We start from the raw sequence: 16,364 nt of genomic DNA, 5'->3' as shown, positions 1-16,364 counted from the left end.
GCGGTGCAGCCGATGCCCCCGATGCCGGGCGAGGCGCCCCGCGGCGGCGACTGGGCCGTAGAACTGCACGGCGTACGCCGCAGGTACGGCAGGGGATCCGGCGCCGTGCACGCCCTCAGCGGCATCGACCTCGCCCTGGAGCGCGGCAGCTACACCGCCGTCATGGGCCCGTCGGGCTCCGGCAAGTCCACCTTCCTGCAGTGCGCGGCCGGACTCGACCGGCCCAGCGAGGGCACGGTGCGTCTTGGCGGCACGGAGATCACGTCCATGAGCGAGAACAAGCTGACCGCGCTGCGCCGCACCCGCCTCGGCTTCGTCTTCCAGGCCTTCAACCTGCTGCCCTCGCTGACCGTCGAGCAGAACGTCGTCCTGCCGATGCGCCTCGCAGGACACCGCCCCGACCGCCGCAGGGCCGCCGACATGCTCCAGCGCGTCGGCCTCGGCGGCGACAAGCACAAGCGCCGCCCCGGCGAGCTCTCCGGCGGCCAGCAGCAGCGCGTCGCGATCGCCCGCGCCCTGGTCACGAACCCGGACGTGATCTTCGCGGATGAGCCGACCGGCGCCCTGGACACCACCACGGCCGCCGAGATCCTCACCCTGCTCCGCTCGGCGGTCGACGGAATGGGCGCCACGGTCGTCATGGTCACCCACGATCCGGCCGCGGCGGCGTACGCAGACCGGGTCCTGTTCCTCGCCGACGGGGCGATCGTGGACCGCCTTGAGCGGGCATCCGCAGCCGAGATCGCGGCCCGCATGACGACGCTGACCGCTCCGGCCTACGCGGGAGCGGCCGCGTAATGGCATCCATGCCCAACGGCCTCGCACGCGCCGCCATCCGCTTCAAACCCGCGGCCTTCGTGGGCACGTTCGTCGCGCTGATGATGGCCGCGCTGATCGTGTCCGCCTGCGGCATCCTCCTGGAGACGGGGGTGCGCGCATCGGTGCCGCCCACCCGGTACGCGGGTGCCCCCGTGGTCGCCGCCGCCGACCAGCGCGCCCACTTCGTCACGGGCAGCGGTGAAAGCCGCTCCGAGTCCGCCACGCCGCTGCCCGACCGGGCCCGCATCGACAACTCCCTCGTGGCCAAGGCGGGTTCGGTTCCCGGAGCGCGCACCGCGGTCCCGGACGTCACCTTCCCGGTGCAGTCCGGCGGCAAGGAAGTCACCGCGCACGGCTGGGGCTCCACGGCTTTCACCGGCGAGAAGCTGACCGCGGGCCGCGCCCCGCACCCCGGCGAGGTCGTCATCGCCGCGCCCGGCGCTTCCGTCGGCGAGCACACCACGCTCACCACGGCGGACGGGCCGCGCGACTTCCGGATCTCCGGCACCGTACGGTCCGGGCAGGGCGCACCCACCGCCTGGTTCACCGACTCCGACGCCGTACGGCTCTCCGGCCACCCCGACCGCATCGACGCCGTAGCCGTCCTGCCCAAGGACGGCGTCACGGACGACGCCCTCAAGTCCCAGGTGGCGCACGCCATCGGCAACAAGGCCGACGTCCACACCGGCGACGACCGCAGCGAGGCCGAGGGTTCCGAGCTGGCCTACGCGCAGGAGATGCTCACCGGTCTCGGCGGCTCCTTCGGCGGCGTCGCCACCATGGTCGCCATGTTCACCGCGGCCGGCACGGTGGCGCTCTCCGTCGGCCAACGGGCCCGTGAGTACGCGCTGTTGCGGGCCATCGGCACGACGCCCCGCCAGATCCGCCGCACCATCGCCACCGAGGCCCTGCTCGTCGCACCCCTCGCGGGAGCGGTCGGGGTGCTGCCCGGAATCGCCCTGGCCGGCTGGTGGTTCGGCCAGCTGAAGGACAGGGGAGCGATCCCCGAGGCCCTGGACCTGTCCATCTCGTTCATCCCCCTCGTATCGGCCGTCGGCGTGGCCGTGCTCACCGCCCTGGTCTCCGGCTACATGGCGGCCCGCCGCCCCTCCCGCATCAGGCCGGGCCAGGCCCTGAGCGAATCCTCCGTGGAACGCCTGCGCTTCGGCTGGATCCGTATGCCGCTGGGGATCGCGGCGGCCGTCGGCGGCTGCGTACTCGCCGGGGTCGCCTCATCCCTGACGGGGGACGACGCGGCCAACGTGGCCCTCGGCATCGTCATGCTGTTCATGCTCGCCGTGGCCCTGCTCGGCCCGCTGGTCGCCCGCGGCTGCGCGGCCCTGTTCGGACTTCCGCTGCGCGGCGCGGGCGCGTCCGCCTCGCTCGCCGCGGCCAACTCCCGTACGAATGCCCGCCGTCTGGCCTCCGCGATCACCCCGATCGTCCTGGCGATGGCGTTCTCGTCCACTCTCGTCTTCATGCACACCAGCGAGGACCGGGTGGCGGCCGACCAGCAGCGGGAAGGCATCACGGCGGACCACATCGTGACGGCGTCCGGGGCGGGCGCTACCCCGGCCGGGGTCACGAAGGCCGCTAAGGCCCCTGGAGTCACCTCGGCCGTGGGCCTCCTCAAGACCTCCGTCCTGGTGCCGGTGGGCTCGGGCGGTGACCGCTGGCTGGAGAGCGCGTCGGCCCAGGGCGTCACCGGCTCCCCCCGCGACCTGACCAAGGTCCAGGACCTGGGCGTCAGGACGGGCACGATGGCCTCGCTCGGCAAGGGCGAGATCGCCGTCGACGCGAAGCTCGCGGACTCCGCGAACGTGAAGACGGGCGAGCGCATCGCGCTGCGGATGCCCGACGGTACGAAGACGTCACCGAAGGTGGTGGCCACGTACGACCGAGGCATGGGCCTCTCCCAAGTAACGCTTCCCTCATCGGACTTGAAGCAGCACGTGACCTCGTCCTTCTCCTCGGAGATCTGGACGAAGGGCAAGGCGCCGCAGGCCCTCACAGCCCTCGGCACACTCCAGGACCGCGACGGCTACGCCACCGCGCAGTCCACGGACCGGGCGGTCAACGCCTGGGCGAACGCGGTGATGGCGGCCGTACTGGGCGGGTTCGCGGCGATCGCCGCGGTCAACACCCTGGTGATGACGGTCCTGGACCGCCGCCGCGAACTCGGCACGCTGCGCCTGATCGGCTCCACCCGGCGCCAGGTGATGCGGATGGTGCGGTGGGAGGCGCTGCTGGTCGCCTGCGCGGGCATCGTGATCGGCACGGCGATCGCGATGGCGACGCTGATCCCCATGATGAACGGCCTGACGGGGGAGTCCCCGTACATCCCGCCACTGCTGTACGGCTCCTTCGTGGCGGCGACGCTGGCCCTGGGCCTGGCGGCGACGGCCTTGCCGGCGAGGGCGGCGTTGCGGGTCCGGGACTGACATTCCCCCAACCCCACCCCTTCCCGAAAACTCGCTGCGCGAGGGCCTCCTCAATCGCCGGAGGGGCTGAATTTTCAGCCCCTCCGGCGATTGAGGAGCGGGGTCTGGGGCGGAGCCCCAGGTAGGTCCGGGGCGCAGGCACGGTTTTCGGGAAGGGGCGGGGTTGGGGAAAATCTCCGCATGAGCCCCAGCCCTCCGCTGTCCCTGCCCGAGGTAGAAGCAATCGCCCGCCAGGCCCACGCCACCCAGAAGGACAAAGCGGGCCGCCCCTACACAGAGCACCTGGAAGCCGTGGCCAAGGGCGTCCACGCCAGAAACGGCTCGCCGGAACAGATCGCCGCCGCCTGGCTCCACGACGCCATCGAGGACAACGCCCTCACCGAGGAGTGGCTGCGGGACGCGCCTCTCACCCCACGTACGAAGGACATCGTGCGAGCCCTCACCAAGAGGGCGGGCGAACCCCCCGAGGCCTACGCCACCCGCATCCTCGAAACCCCCGGCGCCCGCCTGGTCAAGGAAGCGGACCTGGCCCACAACGCGAATCCGGCCCGCCTAGCAGAGCTAGACGGGCCGACCCGTGATCGCCTCACGGAGAAATACGCGAACATGCGCGCCCTACTGGGCGTCCAGTCGCAGCGCTAGGAAGAAGACTTGGCCCGCTCCCGAGCCAACGCGGCAGCGTCCCGCTTGAACGCCCACTCCATCTTCGGCTCCATGGCGAAGCGGAACATCCGCTGCACCGGAGGCGTACAGAGAAGCGTCACCACCGCCGCGGCCACCAGCGACACGATCACCTGTCCCACAGGCGTGTGCATCCACTCGTAGTCGTCGAACCAGCCCCAGAAACGCGAGCCCTTGGCGAGGAAGCCGTGCAGCAGGTAGCCGTACAGCGTGCCCGCGCCGAGCACCGTGAACCACATCTTCCGGCGCGGAACCCACGCGAAGAAGCAGGCGGTGAGGATGGCGGAGCAGCCGAACAGCGCCAGCGTCATCACGACACCGGCCCACCACGGCGCACCCAACTCCTGTGCGCTGTCCCGGCGGTAGAACCAGGCCGACGTCATCCGCGGCCCTGCCCAGTACGCGAGGAGCAGCGCGCTCGCGAAGATCGGGATGGAGAGCAGCCGCACCTCGCGGCGCCGCACCAGCTGGAAGTACTCGGGCTTCATGAAGAGGCCGAGCACGAAGAAGGGCAGGAACTGCAGCACGCGCTGCAGGTCCAGGTCGTCGCCGATGTCCGGAGAGATCGTCGCGAGCACGGCGATGGCGAGCGCGAGCGGCAGCGGCCAGCGGACCAGCTTCCACAGCGGGGTCGTCAGACGCCAGACGAAGAGCGCGACCAGGAACCAGGTGAGGTACCAGGGGTCGAGCAGACTGATCGGCTGCGTCGGATCGTCGTCCGCGTAGCGCTTGAAGAAGGTGTACGCGACTTCGAAGATGACGTACGGCACGGCGATGCCGGTCACCAGGCGCTTGAGGCGGTCGGACCGCATGTCGAAGCTGCGCGAGAAGTAGCCGGAGATGAGGATGAACGCCGGCATGTGGAACGTGTAGACGGTCATGTACAGCGCCTCTGCGGCGCGGCTGCCGTCGGTCAGCGGCTCCCAGGCGTGCGCCATCGCGACCAGGACGATCGCCAGGTACTTGGCGTTGTCGAAGAAGGAGTCGCGCTGCTTGGCGGGTTGACCCGTGGATGCGGATCTGCCCGTGGTGCCGGGGTGGCCCGTGGAGCCGGGGTGGCCCGTCGGGGCGGGGCGAGCGGTGGTGCCGGCCGGGGCGTGGGGAACGGTCGCGGCCATGGTGGACTGGGGGGCGCGGGGGCCTGGTACTCCGTCCGCGGGCACATGTGCCGGGGGGAGCGGCGCCCGGTGGCGGCCGTGCGGTTGAACCGAGTTCGTCACAGGCCCTCCCACCAAGAGCTCGGTGAGACGATCCTGGACCGCACTGCGCTTGCGGGGATGGTGGCAGCGTGGAACATCTGAGGCACCCTAGCGTCGCTCATGTGTATTCGTAAAACCCCCAACTCACCTGTCATCTCAATCACAGACGGATCAGGGCTATTGCGGTCCGAGTACCCGGAAATCATCGGAGCCGACAGGAAGATTCACCTCCTGTCACTGCCGATACACCGAGCCGAATGTCCAGTACGTCACAACTCATCCCCCTTAAACGTCGCATAACGCCCGCAGGCGACTCTGGTGAAATGTCCGATTGATTGGGTCTTTGTGGAGCCGGCGGTGTGGGTCCGGCAACAATTCGAATTTCTGGCGAACGAGTTGTGTGGCAATGGAAACGATCAAGCCGAATTAGTGGCCGTGCGCGGGCTTCGAATTGTCGTGCGGGGGCGCGGTGTTCATACGCCCCAAGGGCACCCCGTGCGCCGCGTCCACGCCGGGCACGTGCGGCCTTGGCCGACGATGTGTCACCGGCCGCATACGGATGGCGCGTTGGTGGCACGATGGTCCTGGCGGGGGTGTGCGGGGTCGTACCCCCCGGGCCGGGGAGAGACCGACCTAGGGTGTGATCAGTGTGGCCATTTCGCTGTCAGTGGTGTTGCTGTTGGCGATCATCCTCATCGTGCTGATCCGCGGGGGATCGATCAAAGCGGGGCCCGCGATCGTCGCGGTGCTCTTCGGGTTCTTCCTCGCCTCGACCGGAATGGCCCCCTCCATAAATCGCTTCCTCAATGAGGTGGCCGAGACCATCAACTCGATCAGCTTCTGACCGGCGGATGGCGCTCCGCGACTCGGATCCGGCGGAGATCGGCGGTTATCCGATCGACGACCGGCTCGGCTCCGGAGGCATGGGCGTCGTCTATCTCGCCCGATCGGCCTCCGGACGGCGCCTCGCGCTGAAGGTCGTACACGGCCAGTACGCCGACGACCCCGAGTTCCGGACGCGCTTCAGCCGTGAGGTCGAGGCGGCGCGCCAGGTCAGCGGCGCCTTCACGGCCCCGGTCGTGGACGCCGACGCGGACGCCCCGAGCCCGTGGATGGCCACGCTCTACATCCCCGGCGAGAATCTGGGCGCCCACGTACGCCGCGAAGGCCCGCTGCCCCTCGACCGGCTGCGTGAACTCACGGCGGGCCTGATCGAGGCGCTGCGCGACATCCACCGAGTCGGCGTGGTCCACCGCGATCTGAAACCGGCCAACGTGATGCTCGCGGAGGACGGCCCCCGCGTCATCGACTTCGGGGTCTCCCGCACGGCCGGGGCCCTCGTCGGTGACCCCTTGACCCAGACCGGCCGGGATGGGGGTGCCCCCTGCTCATTAAGAGCTTGGGGGAGGGCACCCCGCCCTACATGTCCCCGGAGCAGCTCACCACGCCCCGCGAGGTGGGCCCCGCCTCCGACGTCTTCTCGCTGGGCGCGGTCCTGGTCCACGCGGCGACGGGACGCGGCCCCTTCGACAGCGACAGTCCGTACGAGACGGCCACCCGCGTCGTCGAGGGCGCACCCGAACTCGAAGGCGTCCCCGAGGAGTTGCTCCCTCTCGTCGAGCAGTGCCTCGCCAAGGACCCCAAGTCCCGCCCCACCCCCGACGAGCTCCTGGCCCTCCTCAGGGGCGAGCCCCTGCCCCCGCCGTCCCCGCCCGCCGGCACCCCGCCGCCCGCGCGCCCGCGCCGCCGCAGACGGGTGCTCGTCGGGGCGGCCATGGGCGGGGCGCTGCTCATGGCGCTGGGGGCAGGCGTCGTCGTACGCCTCGCGGCGTCGGACGGGCCCGGACGCGGTGATCTGCCGGAGGGGTGGCGGGCCTGGCAGGCCAAGGACAGCTCCGGTGCGGCGGATGACGTGTACGGCCCGTTCTCCAACTGCGCCGCGGCCCTCGGCGGCCTCGTGTGCGCGGGCAACGACGTCAAGGCCGTGCGCTTCTCGCTGGCCACCGGCAAGGCCGCCTGGAGCCTGCCGGTCGACCCCGAGCCCGACTCCTGGTCACTCGACGAAGGCACCGTGATCGGCAGGTCGGGCCACCGTCTCTTCGTCTACCGCAACGACCAAACCGAGGAGAGCCCGTCCGCCGGGGAACCCGACAACGACTACGCGATCCAGGCCATCGACGCCCGCACCGGCCGCGAGCTCTGGACCAGGCCGACCCAGCGGGGCACCGGCGCCATGGCGCCGGAGACCGCGGGTGAGCTGAAGGGCTCCGCCGGCCCCGCCACGGTGGCGACCACGAACGGTGGTGTCCTCACCGCCTACGGCGACGAGGGATCCTCGTACGCCCTCCTTGGTCCCGACGACGGCAAGCCCGTCTGGCAGCATCCGTTCCCGCGCCTCGCCTCGACGGGCGGGGAGTGCGATCTGCGGTCCGCGGCCGGCCACGGCTATCTCTTCTGCCCCACCGACGACCCGGACGGCACCCGGATCATCCGGCTCGACCCGGCCACCGGAAAACCGAGCTGGACCGCCACGGCCCGCGACGAGCTCAGCTTCCTCGGGCAGACCAGAGGGCGCCTGCTCTTCACCGACCCCTCCGTGAAGACGCACCGCAGGATCATCGCGCTCGACCTGGAGACCCGCCGCCTGCACACGGTCCGCCTCACCCGCCCGCAGTCCGGCGAGCCGACGGCGACCCTCAGCCGCGGCACCGTCTACTTCACCTCCGTCAACGGCACGGTCCGCGCCGTCGACCCGCGCTCGGGCCGCCAGACCTGGGCCCGCAACTCCACCGTGGAGATGCCGGGCCCGCCCCTGGCCTCCGACTCGCACGTCTACCTCGCGTCCCCGAGCGGCCGCCTCGCGGCGCTCGACCGGAACACGGGCGCGATCGGCTGGACCCGCCCGGGCCGGGGAGCGAGCGCGGCGATGACCGACGAGCCGGGCGCCCCCCTGACCCTCGTGGGCGACGCCCTCTACGTCCCTTACGGAATGCGCTCCGTCTTTTCGATCGACGTACGGAACCCCTGAGAACCCCTGAGAACTCCTGAGAACCCCTGTGAAGAAAAGCCTCGGGCCCGGTTCCGAGGAACCGGGCCCGAGGCCACAGAGCGGGTGACGGGAATCGAACCCGCGTAGCTAGTTTGGAAGACTAGGGCTCTACCATTGAGCTACACCCGCACAGCTCGCGCCGCAGGACACTGCTGGTCAGCGACCGCGGCACGGCAAGCATCGTAGCGGGTCGGACGCCCTGTCCGCACACCCCGTACGTACCCGCGATTAAGCGGGCGCCGCACTGCCTGCGGGCATGTACCCTACGTGTCGCACCGACGGGGTGTGGCGCAGCTTGGTAGCGCGTCCGCTTTGGGAGCGGAAGGCCGTGGGTTCAAATCCCGCCACCCCGACCAGCTGGATCTCTTCCAGGATCTCCTTCGCAAGATCGCATTGTGGCTCGGCTCCCGCTTGCCGTTACTATGCAAGCTGTGTGCCCGTGTGTCTCTGAGCCGGGCTCAATCCCAAGAAGTCAGCCCCAAGGAGACCGAACCGTGAAGAGCGCCGTGGAGACCCTGAACCCGACCCGGGTTCGGCTCACTGTTGAGGTGCCCTTCGAGGAGCTCAAGGACAGCCTCGACGCGGCCTACAAGAAGATCAACCAGCAGGTCACGGTGAAGGGCTTCCGCAAGGGCAAGATCCCGGCCCGAGTCATCGACCAGCGGTTCGGCCGCGGCGCAGTCCTCGAAGAGGCCGTCAACGACGCGCTCCCGAAGTTCTACACCGAGGCCGTGAACGAGGCCGAGCTCAACGTCCTGGGCCAGCCCGAGGTGGACATCACCGAGCTGAAGGACAACGAGACCCTCAACTTCACCGCTGAGGTCGACATCCGTCCCGCGATCGAGATCCCGGACTACTCCGGCATCGAGGTCGAGGTCGACGCGGTCGAGGTCAGCGACGAGGACGTCGAGAAGGCCGTCGAGGAGCTCCGTGAGCGCTTCGCGTCCACCTCGCCGGTCGAGCGTGCCGCCGAGGACGGCGACGTCGTGACGATCGACCTGGAGGCCAAGGTCGAGGGCGAGGTCCTGGAGGACGGCGTCGCGTCCGGCGTCTCCTACACGATCGGCTCCGGCGAGCTCCTCGAGGGCATCGACGACGCCGTCAAGGGCCTGGAGGCCGGTGGCGAGGCCACCTTCACCTCCGAGCTCAAGGGCGGCTCGGCGGCCGGCAAGGAGTCCGAGGTGACCGTCAAGGTCACCCAGGTCGCCGCCCGTGAACTGCCCGCCCTGGACGACGACTTCGCGCAGCTCGCGTCGGAGTTCGACACCCTGGACGAGGTCAAGGCGGACAGCCGCAAGCGCCTCGAGAACATGAAGCAGTACGACCAGGCGACGCAGGCCCAGGAGCGCGTCCTGGAGAAGCTGCTCGAGCTGGTCGAGGTCCCCGTCCCCGAGAAGCTCCTCGCGGACGAGATCGAGACCCGCAAGCACAACCTGGTGAACCACCAGCTCGGCCAGATGGGCCTCGACCTCGCGAAGTACCTGGAGATCCAGGGCAAGACCGAGGAAGAGTTCGACGCCGAGACCAAGGAGCAGGCCGAGAAGGGCATCAAGACGCAGTTCGTCCTCGACGAGCTCGTCAACAAGGAGAAGCTGAACGTGAACCAGGAGGAGCTCACCGAGCACCTCATGCGTCGCGCGCAGTCCTCCGGCATGAGCCCCGACCAGTTCGCCCAGGCCGTCGTCGAAGGCGGCCAGGTCCCGATGCTGGTCGGCGAGGTCGCCCGCGGCAAGGCCCTCGCGGTCGTCGTGGAGGCCGCGACGGTCAAGGACACGAACGGCGAGGTCGTTGACCTCGACGACGAGGACGAGACCGCCGAGACGGTCGAAGCCACGGAGTCGGCCGACGCCGCCGCCGAGGAGAAGACCGAGGCCTGAGCCTCGCTCTGACGCTCGTACGACAGGCCCCCGGGATCTCGATCCCGGGGGCCTGTCGCGCCCTTATGGGGCGCGGGGAACTGCGCGAGCAACCAGGTACGAGCCGCACCCGCCGTGGGACGTGCCGCGGCAGACGCGCCTGCGGCCCTGCGGGGGCTGAGGGCGCAGTTCCCCGCGCCCCTTCGGGGCACTCCCCGGCAGCTGATGAGGCGCCCCCGCCAGAACCTGCGCTCACAGCGAACAGTCGCCTTTGCGGGATTCCCCGGACGGGGCTGAGCGTTAGGGTCCATGAATACGAGGGCAGGGGAGTCCCCGAAGCCGCCCCGGAGCGGCGAGCACGCGGGGTCCCAAGCCTCAGAAGAAGACGTGAGACGGCCCGGCGCCGTCGTAAGACGAGCAGGTGGATACGTGACGAATCTGATGCCCTCCGCCGCCGGCGACCCCTCCATCGGTGGTGGCCTCGGCGACCAGGTCTACAACCGGCTGCTCGGCGAGCGGATCATCTTCCTCGGCCAGGCCGTGGACGACGACATCGCCAACAAGATCACGGCGCAGCTGCTGCTCCTTGCCGCTGAGCCGGACAAGGACATCTTCCTTTACATCAACAGCCCTGGTGGATCCATCACGGCCGGCATGGCGATCTACGACACCATGCAGTACATCCAGAACGACGTGGTGACGATCGCGATGGGCATGGCGGCCTCCATGGGCCAGTTCCTGCTCAGCGCCGGCACCCCCGGCAAGCGCTTCGCGCTGCCGAACGCCGAGATCCTGATCCACCAGCCCTCCGCAGGACTCGCGGGCTCCGCGTCGGACATCAAGATCCACGCCGAGCGTCTCCTTCTCACCAAGAAGAAGATGGCCGATCTCACCGCGTTCCACACCGGGCAGACCGTCGAGCAGGTCACCCGCGACTCGGACCGAGACCGCTGGTTCGACCCGCAGGAGGCCAAGGAGTACGGCCTCATCGACGACATCATGCCCAACGCGGCCAGCATGCCGGGCGGCGGCGGCACCGGAGCCTGAGCCTCACCGCTCAGCCCTTCCGAAGCCACCAAGACCACGCTCCTCAGGAGACCTACAGAGATGAAGAACTACCCCGGCAGCGGCCTGAACGACCGCGCCCAGGCCGAGTACACCGGCCCCACCGCCGAGTCCCGCTACGTCATCCCGCGCTTCGTCGAGCGCACCTCGCAGGGCGTGCGTGAGTACGACCCGTACGCGAAGCTCTTCGAGGAGCGCGTGATCTTCCTCGGCGTGCAGATCGACGACGCGTCCGCCAACGACGTCATGGCGCAGCTCCTGTGCCTGGAGTCGATGGACCCCGACCGTGACATCTCGATCTACATCAACAGCCCCGGTGGCTCCTTCACGGCGCTCACGGCCATCTACGACACGATGCAGTTCGTGAAGCCCGACGTGCAGACGGTCTGCATGGGCCAGGCCGCGTCCGCCGCCGCCGTGCTCCTCGCGGCCGGTACGCCGGGCAAGCGCATGGCGCTCCCGAACGCGCGCGTCCTGATCCACCAGCCCTACAGCGAGACGGGCCGCGGTCAGGTCTCCGACCTGGAGATCGCCGCGAACGAGATCCTCCGGATGCGCTCGCAGCTGGAGGAGATGCTGGCCAAGCACTCCACGACGCCGATCGAGAAGATCCGCGACGACATCGAGCGCGACAAGATCCTCACTGCCGAGGACGCACTGGCGTACGGCCTGATCGACCAGATCATCTCCACTCGGAAGATGAACAACGCCTCGGTCGTCTGACGCAGCGCTGTAGCATCTGCCGTTCCTTGGCACGGTTCGCGTGAAAGCGAACCGTGCCAAGGGGGGCCCGAACGGGGGGCCGGGCAAGGTACCGTCAGATAGAGGCACCAGGAGTCGCTGAACGTGGCGTCTCCCAGGCGAAGGGGAAGCACCTCGTGGCACGCATCGGTGACGGCGGCGATCTGCTCAAGTGCTCGTTCTGCGGGAAGAGTCAGAAGCAGGTCAAGAAGCTCATCGCAGGTCCCGGTGTGTACATCTGCGATGAGTGCATCGACCTCTGCAACGAGATCATCGAGGAAGAGCTCGCGGAGACGAGCGAGGTGCGCTGGGAGGAACTCCCCAAGCCTCGCGAGATCTACGAATTCCTCGAGGGGTACGTCGTGGGCCAGGAGCCCGCGAAGAAAGCCCTCTCGGTAGCGGTCTACAACCACTACAAGCGGGTCCAGGCCGGGGAGACCGGCGGCGCGCAGGGCCGTGACGACGCGATCGAACTCGCCAAGTCCAACATCCTGTTGCTCGGCCCGACCGGCTCCGGCAAGACGCTGCTCGCGCAGACGCTCGCGCGCATGCTGAACGTCCCGTTCGCCATCGCGGACGCGACGGCGCTCACGGAGGCGGGCTATGTCGGCGAGGACGTCGAGAACATCCTCCTGAAGCTCATCCAGGCCGCTGACTACGACGTCAAGAAGGCCGAGACGGGCATCATCTACATCGACGAGATCGACAAGGTCGCCCGCAAGAGCGAGAACCCTTCGATCACGCGCGATGTCTCGGGCGAGGGCGTCCAGCAGGCCCTGCTCAAGATCCTGGAAGGCACGACGGCTTCGGTGCCCCCGCAGGGCGGCCGCAAGCATCCGCACCAGGAGTTCATCCAGATCGACACGACGAACGTGCTCTTCATCGTGGGCGGCGCCTTCGCCGGCCTCGAGAAGATCATCGAGTCGCGGGCGGGCGCGAAGGGCATCGGCTTCGGCGCCACGATCCACTCCAAGCGCGAGCTCCAGGAGAAGGACCGGTTCGAGGACATCATGCCTGAGGACCTGGTGAAGTTCGGGATGATCCCGGAGTTCATCGGCCGCCTCCCCGTGATCACCTCGGTCCACAACCTCGACCGCGAGGCCCTGCTCCAGATCCTGGTGGAGCCGCGTAACGCACTCGTGAAGCAGTACCAGCGCCTGTTCGAACTCGACGGCGTGGAGCTGGACTTCGAGCGCGAGGCGCTGGAGGCCATCGCCGACCAGGCGATCCTGCGCCAGACCGGCGCGCGAGGGCTGCGCGCCATTATGGAGGAGGTCCTCCAGTCGGTGATGTACGAGGTTCCGTCCCGCAAGGACGTGGCCCGCGTGGTCATCACGGCGGACGTCGTCCACTCGAACGTGAACCCGACCCTGGTGCCGCGCGACGCGCGGGGCCCGGGCGCGGGCGAGCAGAAGTCGGCGTAGCTTCAGGGCATACGTGCATACGTGAAAGGGGCGCCCGGCGATCGAATCGCCGGGCGCCCCTTTCACGTGGAACGGCCTTGGGGTGGCGGCTACTTGACCTCGACGCGGACGTCGTCGCGCAGGTTGGCCACCAGGCTGGCGACGTTCTCCAGCTCGATGTCCGCGCCGCTGGCGGTCGCGGCGACATCGGAGTAGGCCGCGGACGCGACCGTGCTGTGGTCGCCCCAGACGCACATCGGCGTCTTGAAGCTGTTCGGCACGCCCTCGTCGTCCGGGCCGACGTCACCCATCTTGAACTCGGCCTCCTGGCACTTCATGACGCCGTTCTCGAAGCCGTCCGGGGTGAACTCCTCGGGGCTGCCGATGAGGCTCAGGCTCCCGGGCTCCTCGGTGGACTTCCTCTTCATCTCGGCGAACATGGCGTCGACGACCTTCTCCGGGTCCTCGATCTCGCCGTACACGCCTGAGTAGTTGAGGGACTTCATGGTCGCGCCCTCGCCGTAGTTGTACGCGGCGTGGGCGTCCTTGGGATTGCTGACGCCCTGCTTCTCCAGGTCCTTCAGGTCGCTCGACGTCATGCCGCCGGCGTTGCCGCCGGACGTGTCCTTCTTGTACTGACCGCCGAGGACGCTCTCGGGCGCCGTCAGCTCGTACGTCTTGCCGTCGTCGGCGACGGAACCGCTGTCCTTGCCCGCGGTGAACCACCAGACGCCGCCGCCGATCGCGACGAGTGCGACGACCGCGCCGATGATGAGGCCGGTCTTCTTACCGCCGCCCTGCGGCTGAGGCGGCGGAACCTGCCCGTACGGAGCGTGCGGCTGCTGCCCGTACGGGCCCTGGGGCTGCTGCGGGTAGCCGTACCCGGGCTGCGGGGCGGGCGGCTGCTGTGGGCCGCCGTAGGGCGCCTGCTGGCCGTAGGGACCGGGCTGCTGCGGCTGCTGCTGACCGCCGTACGGGCCAGGCTGGTTGTAGCTCATCGTGTGGATTCCCCTCCGGCGTCAGAGCTTGACGCGAACTTCCTTGCGGAACTTGGCTGTCTTGTCCGCCGCTTCGTCGAGGTCGACGCTCTTGCCGGCCATCGCGTTCGCCACGTCCGTAGTGATCACGATGCCGAGCGTGCTCTTGTCGCCCCAGATGCAGGTCGCCATCGACATCTCGCTGGGGCCCGAGGTGCTGCCGGTCGACGAACCGAAGTCGAGCTTCATCTCCTGGCACTTGAGCACCGCACCGTCGAGACCGGCGGGGCTGTACGACTTGGGGCTGCCGACCAGCTTCATCGACTCGCCGCTGCTGCCGCTGCCGCCTTCCTGGGCGTTCTTCTCCGCTTCGCCGAACATCGCGTCGACGACCTTCTCCGGGTCCGCTATGTCGCCGTAGACGCCGTTGAACTGCAGAATCTTCTGCGACAGCGGGTTGTCCTTGTCGCCCGCCTGGTACTGCGCCGCGACGTCCTTGGCGTTCTTCACGCCGTGCTTCTCGGCTTCCTTGACGTCGCTGGAGGTCATGCCGCTCTCGCTGGCCCCCTCCTCGCCCTTCTTGTACTCGGAGAGGACCACCGCGGGCGTGATCAGCTTGTGCGGACCGTCGTCCTTGATGCCGGTCTCGTCGCCTCCACCGCCTGCCACGTTCGAGGAGCCGCCGCCCTTGCCCTTGTCGTCGTCACCGCCCGCGAAAGCGAAGTAGCCACCCACGGCGACCGCGACGACCGCGACCACGGCGGCGATGACGATGCCGGTCTTCTTGCCGCCGCCCTGGGGCGGAGGCGGCGGGACCTGGCCGTAGGGAGCCTGCTGCCCGTAGGGAGCCTGCTGGCCGTAAGGCGCCTGCTGCTGGCCGTACGGGCCCGGCTGCTGCGGAGGCACGCCCTGCGGGGCCTGCGGCGGGTAGCCGTAGCCGGGCTGCGGGGTCTGCGGCTGCTGGCCGTAGGGGCCGGGCTGCTGGGGCTGCTGGCCGCCGTACGGGCCTGGCTGGTTGTAGCTCATGACGTGGGTTCCCCCGTGAGTGCGCTTATGTGATGCCGACATCCTGACGGAAGCAGCCCCGGCCGAATCGACCGGGGCTGCTGTGCGCGAGGTGACGCCATCAGGACATCAGGCGAGAAATCAGGCCTTGACGCGGACTTCCTTGCGGAGCTTCGTCGTTGTGTCAGCCGCGTCCTCGAGCGAGGCGCTCTTGCCGGTCATGGCGCTCGCCATGTCGACCGGGATCACGATGCCGAGCGTGCTGTTGTCGCCCCAGATGCAGACGGGCATGCGGATCGACTTGGGTCCGGAGCCGCCACCCTTGATCTCCGTCTCCTGGCACTTGAGCACCGCGCCATCGGCGTCGAAGCTCTTCGGGCTGCCGATCAGCTTGCCGGTGGAGGTGGAGGCGTCCTCCTTCTTCGACTCCTCCTTCATCTTGTCGAACATCCCGTCGACGACCTTGGACGGGTTGTCGATCTCGCCGTAGACGCCCATGAACTTGATCATCTTCTGCGCCAGCGGGTTGCTCTTGTCGCCCGACTGGTACTCGGCGTCGACGGGCTTGCCGTTCTTGACGCCGTCCTTCTCGGCCCGCTCCATGTCGTCGTCGTTGAACCCGCCGTCGGTCGACGCCTGCTTCTTGTACTCGGAGAGCACCGTCTCGGGCGTGACCAGCTTGTGCGCACCGTCGTCCGCCACCGCCGCGTTGCCCGCCGACGACGAGCTGTCGTCCTTGCCCGCCGTGAACCACCAGATGCCGCCGCCGATCGCGACGAGCGCCACGACCGCGCCGATGATGAGGCCGGTCTTCTTGCCGCTGCCGCCACCCGCGGGCGGGGGCGGCGGGACCTGCCCGTACGGGCCCTGCTGACCCTGGTCCTGGCCCTGGTACGGACCCGGCTGCTGCGGCTGGCTGTAGCCGCCCTGCTGCGGGGGGACGCCCTGCGGTGCCTGCTGCGGGTAGCCGTAGCCGGGCTGCGGCGCCTGCGGCTGCTGGCCGTAGGGGCCAGGCTGGCCCGGCTGCTGCCCGTAAGGACCGGGCTGCTGGGGCTGCTGCCCGCCGTACGGGCCAGGCTGGTTGTAGCTCATTGCGTGGGTTCCCCTCCGAACGCTTATGTGTTCCCG

Annotated in this window: 12 protein-coding genes, 2 tRNA genes and 1 pseudogene; 10 read left to right on the top strand and 5 right to left on the bottom strand. The window is 69.2% G+C overall.

Annotated elements, in window-relative coordinates; all coding sequences use genetic code 11:
• The first annotated feature begins 12 nt into the window (after positions 1 to 12).
• From E5671_RS18290 to E5671_RS18280, 3 genes are all read left to right on the top strand, one after another.
• Positions 13 to 798, top strand: a complete 786-nt coding sequence (locus E5671_RS18290; RefSeq protein ID WP_237330627.1) for an ABC transporter ATP-binding protein — start codon at positions 13 to 15, stop codon at positions 796 to 798.
• Positions 798 to 3,260 (top strand): FtsX-like permease family protein, encoded by a 2,463-nt coding sequence (locus tag E5671_RS18285; RefSeq protein WP_160505031.1) that lies wholly within the window; start codon positions 798 to 800, stop codon positions 3,258 to 3,260. Before E5671_RS18290 ends, E5671_RS18285 begins: the two co-directional genes overlap by 1 nt.
• A gap of 180 nt (positions 3,261 to 3,440) precedes the next feature.
• Complete coding sequence (locus tag E5671_RS18280) at positions 3,441 to 3,902, top strand: HD domain-containing protein (protein ID WP_160505030.1); 462 nt, start codon at positions 3,441 to 3,443, stop codon at positions 3,900 to 3,902.
• Here the strand turns inward: E5671_RS18280 and E5671_RS18275 are convergent.
• Positions 3,899 to 5,161, bottom strand: coding sequence for an acyltransferase family protein (locus tag E5671_RS18275; protein WP_160505029.1), 1,263 nt, complete (start codon positions 5,159 to 5,161; stop codon positions 3,899 to 3,901). The genes E5671_RS18280 and E5671_RS18275 overlap by 4 nt on opposite strands.
• A gap of 628 nt (positions 5,162 to 5,789) precedes the next feature.
• On the opposite strand from E5671_RS18275, the gene E5671_RS18270 reads away from it, so the two are divergent.
• Together E5671_RS18270 and E5671_RS46290 are read left to right on the top strand one after the other, a co-directional pair.
• A complete protein-coding gene (locus tag E5671_RS18270; protein WP_160505028.1) occupies positions 5,790 to 5,984 on the top strand; it encodes a hypothetical protein in 195 nt (64 codons plus the stop codon).
• A 7-nt stretch (positions 5,985 to 5,991) separates the two neighbouring features.
• A pseudogene (locus E5671_RS46290) lies at positions 5,992 to 8,168 on the top strand (serine/threonine-protein kinase).
• 79 nt (positions 8,169 to 8,247) lie between these two features.
• Here the strand turns inward: E5671_RS46290 and E5671_RS18260 are convergent.
• Positions 8,248 to 8,318, bottom strand: a tRNA-Gly gene (locus tag E5671_RS18260).
• A gap of 150 nt (positions 8,319 to 8,468) precedes the next feature.
• Between E5671_RS18260 and E5671_RS18255 the strand changes: the two genes are divergently transcribed.
• The 5 genes from E5671_RS18255 to clpX all read left to right on the top strand — a co-directional run bounded on the left by E5671_RS18255 (position 8,469) and on the right by clpX (position 13,275).
• A tRNA-Pro gene (locus tag E5671_RS18255) sits at positions 8,469 to 8,545 on the top strand.
• A gap of 138 nt (positions 8,546 to 8,683) precedes the next feature.
• Positions 8,684 to 10,066, top strand: a complete 1,383-nt coding sequence (gene tig / locus E5671_RS18250) for a trigger factor (RefSeq protein WP_160505027.1) — start codon at positions 8,684 to 8,686, stop codon at positions 10,064 to 10,066.
• A 420-nt stretch (positions 10,067 to 10,486) separates the two neighbouring features.
• Positions 10,487 to 11,092: an ATP-dependent Clp protease proteolytic subunit gene (locus tag E5671_RS18245; protein WP_202122057.1), complete on the top strand. Its 606-nt coding sequence runs from the start codon at positions 10,487 to 10,489 to the stop codon at positions 11,090 to 11,092.
• A gap of 60 nt (positions 11,093 to 11,152) precedes the next feature.
• Entirely contained in the window at positions 11,153 to 11,833 is a 681-nt protein-coding gene (locus E5671_RS18240; RefSeq protein WP_160505025.1) for an ATP-dependent Clp protease proteolytic subunit, read from the top strand.
• Between the two features lie 155 nt (positions 11,834 to 11,988).
• Entirely contained in the window at positions 11,989 to 13,275 is a 1,287-nt protein-coding gene (gene clpX / locus E5671_RS18235; RefSeq protein WP_160505024.1) for an ATP-dependent Clp protease ATP-binding subunit ClpX, read from the top strand.
• A gap of 89 nt (positions 13,276 to 13,364) precedes the next feature.
• Here clpX and E5671_RS18230 read toward each other — a convergent pair whose 3' ends face one another.
• The 3 genes from E5671_RS18230 to E5671_RS18220 all read right to left on the bottom strand — a co-directional run bounded on the left by E5671_RS18230 (position 13,365) and on the right by E5671_RS18220 (position 16,328).
• The gene (locus E5671_RS18230) at positions 13,365 to 14,252 is read right to left on the bottom strand and encodes a hypothetical protein (protein ID WP_160505023.1); all 888 of its coding nucleotides are present in this window, start codon (positions 14,250 to 14,252) and stop codon (positions 13,365 to 13,367) included.
• A gap of 21 nt (positions 14,253 to 14,273) precedes the next feature.
• Positions 14,274 to 15,257: a hypothetical protein gene (locus E5671_RS18225; RefSeq protein ID WP_160505022.1), complete on the bottom strand. Its 984-nt coding sequence runs from the start codon at positions 15,255 to 15,257 to the stop codon at positions 14,274 to 14,276.
• A gap of 120 nt (positions 15,258 to 15,377) precedes the next feature.
• Entirely contained in the window at positions 15,378 to 16,328 is a 951-nt protein-coding gene (locus E5671_RS18220) for a hypothetical protein (RefSeq protein WP_160505021.1), read from the bottom strand.
• Between the last annotated feature and the right edge of the window lie 36 nt (positions 16,329 to 16,364).

The organism is Streptomyces sp. BA2 (genome assembly GCF_009769735.1).
In the GTDB taxonomy this organism is placed as follows: Bacteria; Actinomycetota; Actinomycetes; order Streptomycetales; family Streptomycetaceae; genus Streptomyces.
This window is presented reverse-complemented; position numbering and strand designations above follow the sequence as displayed.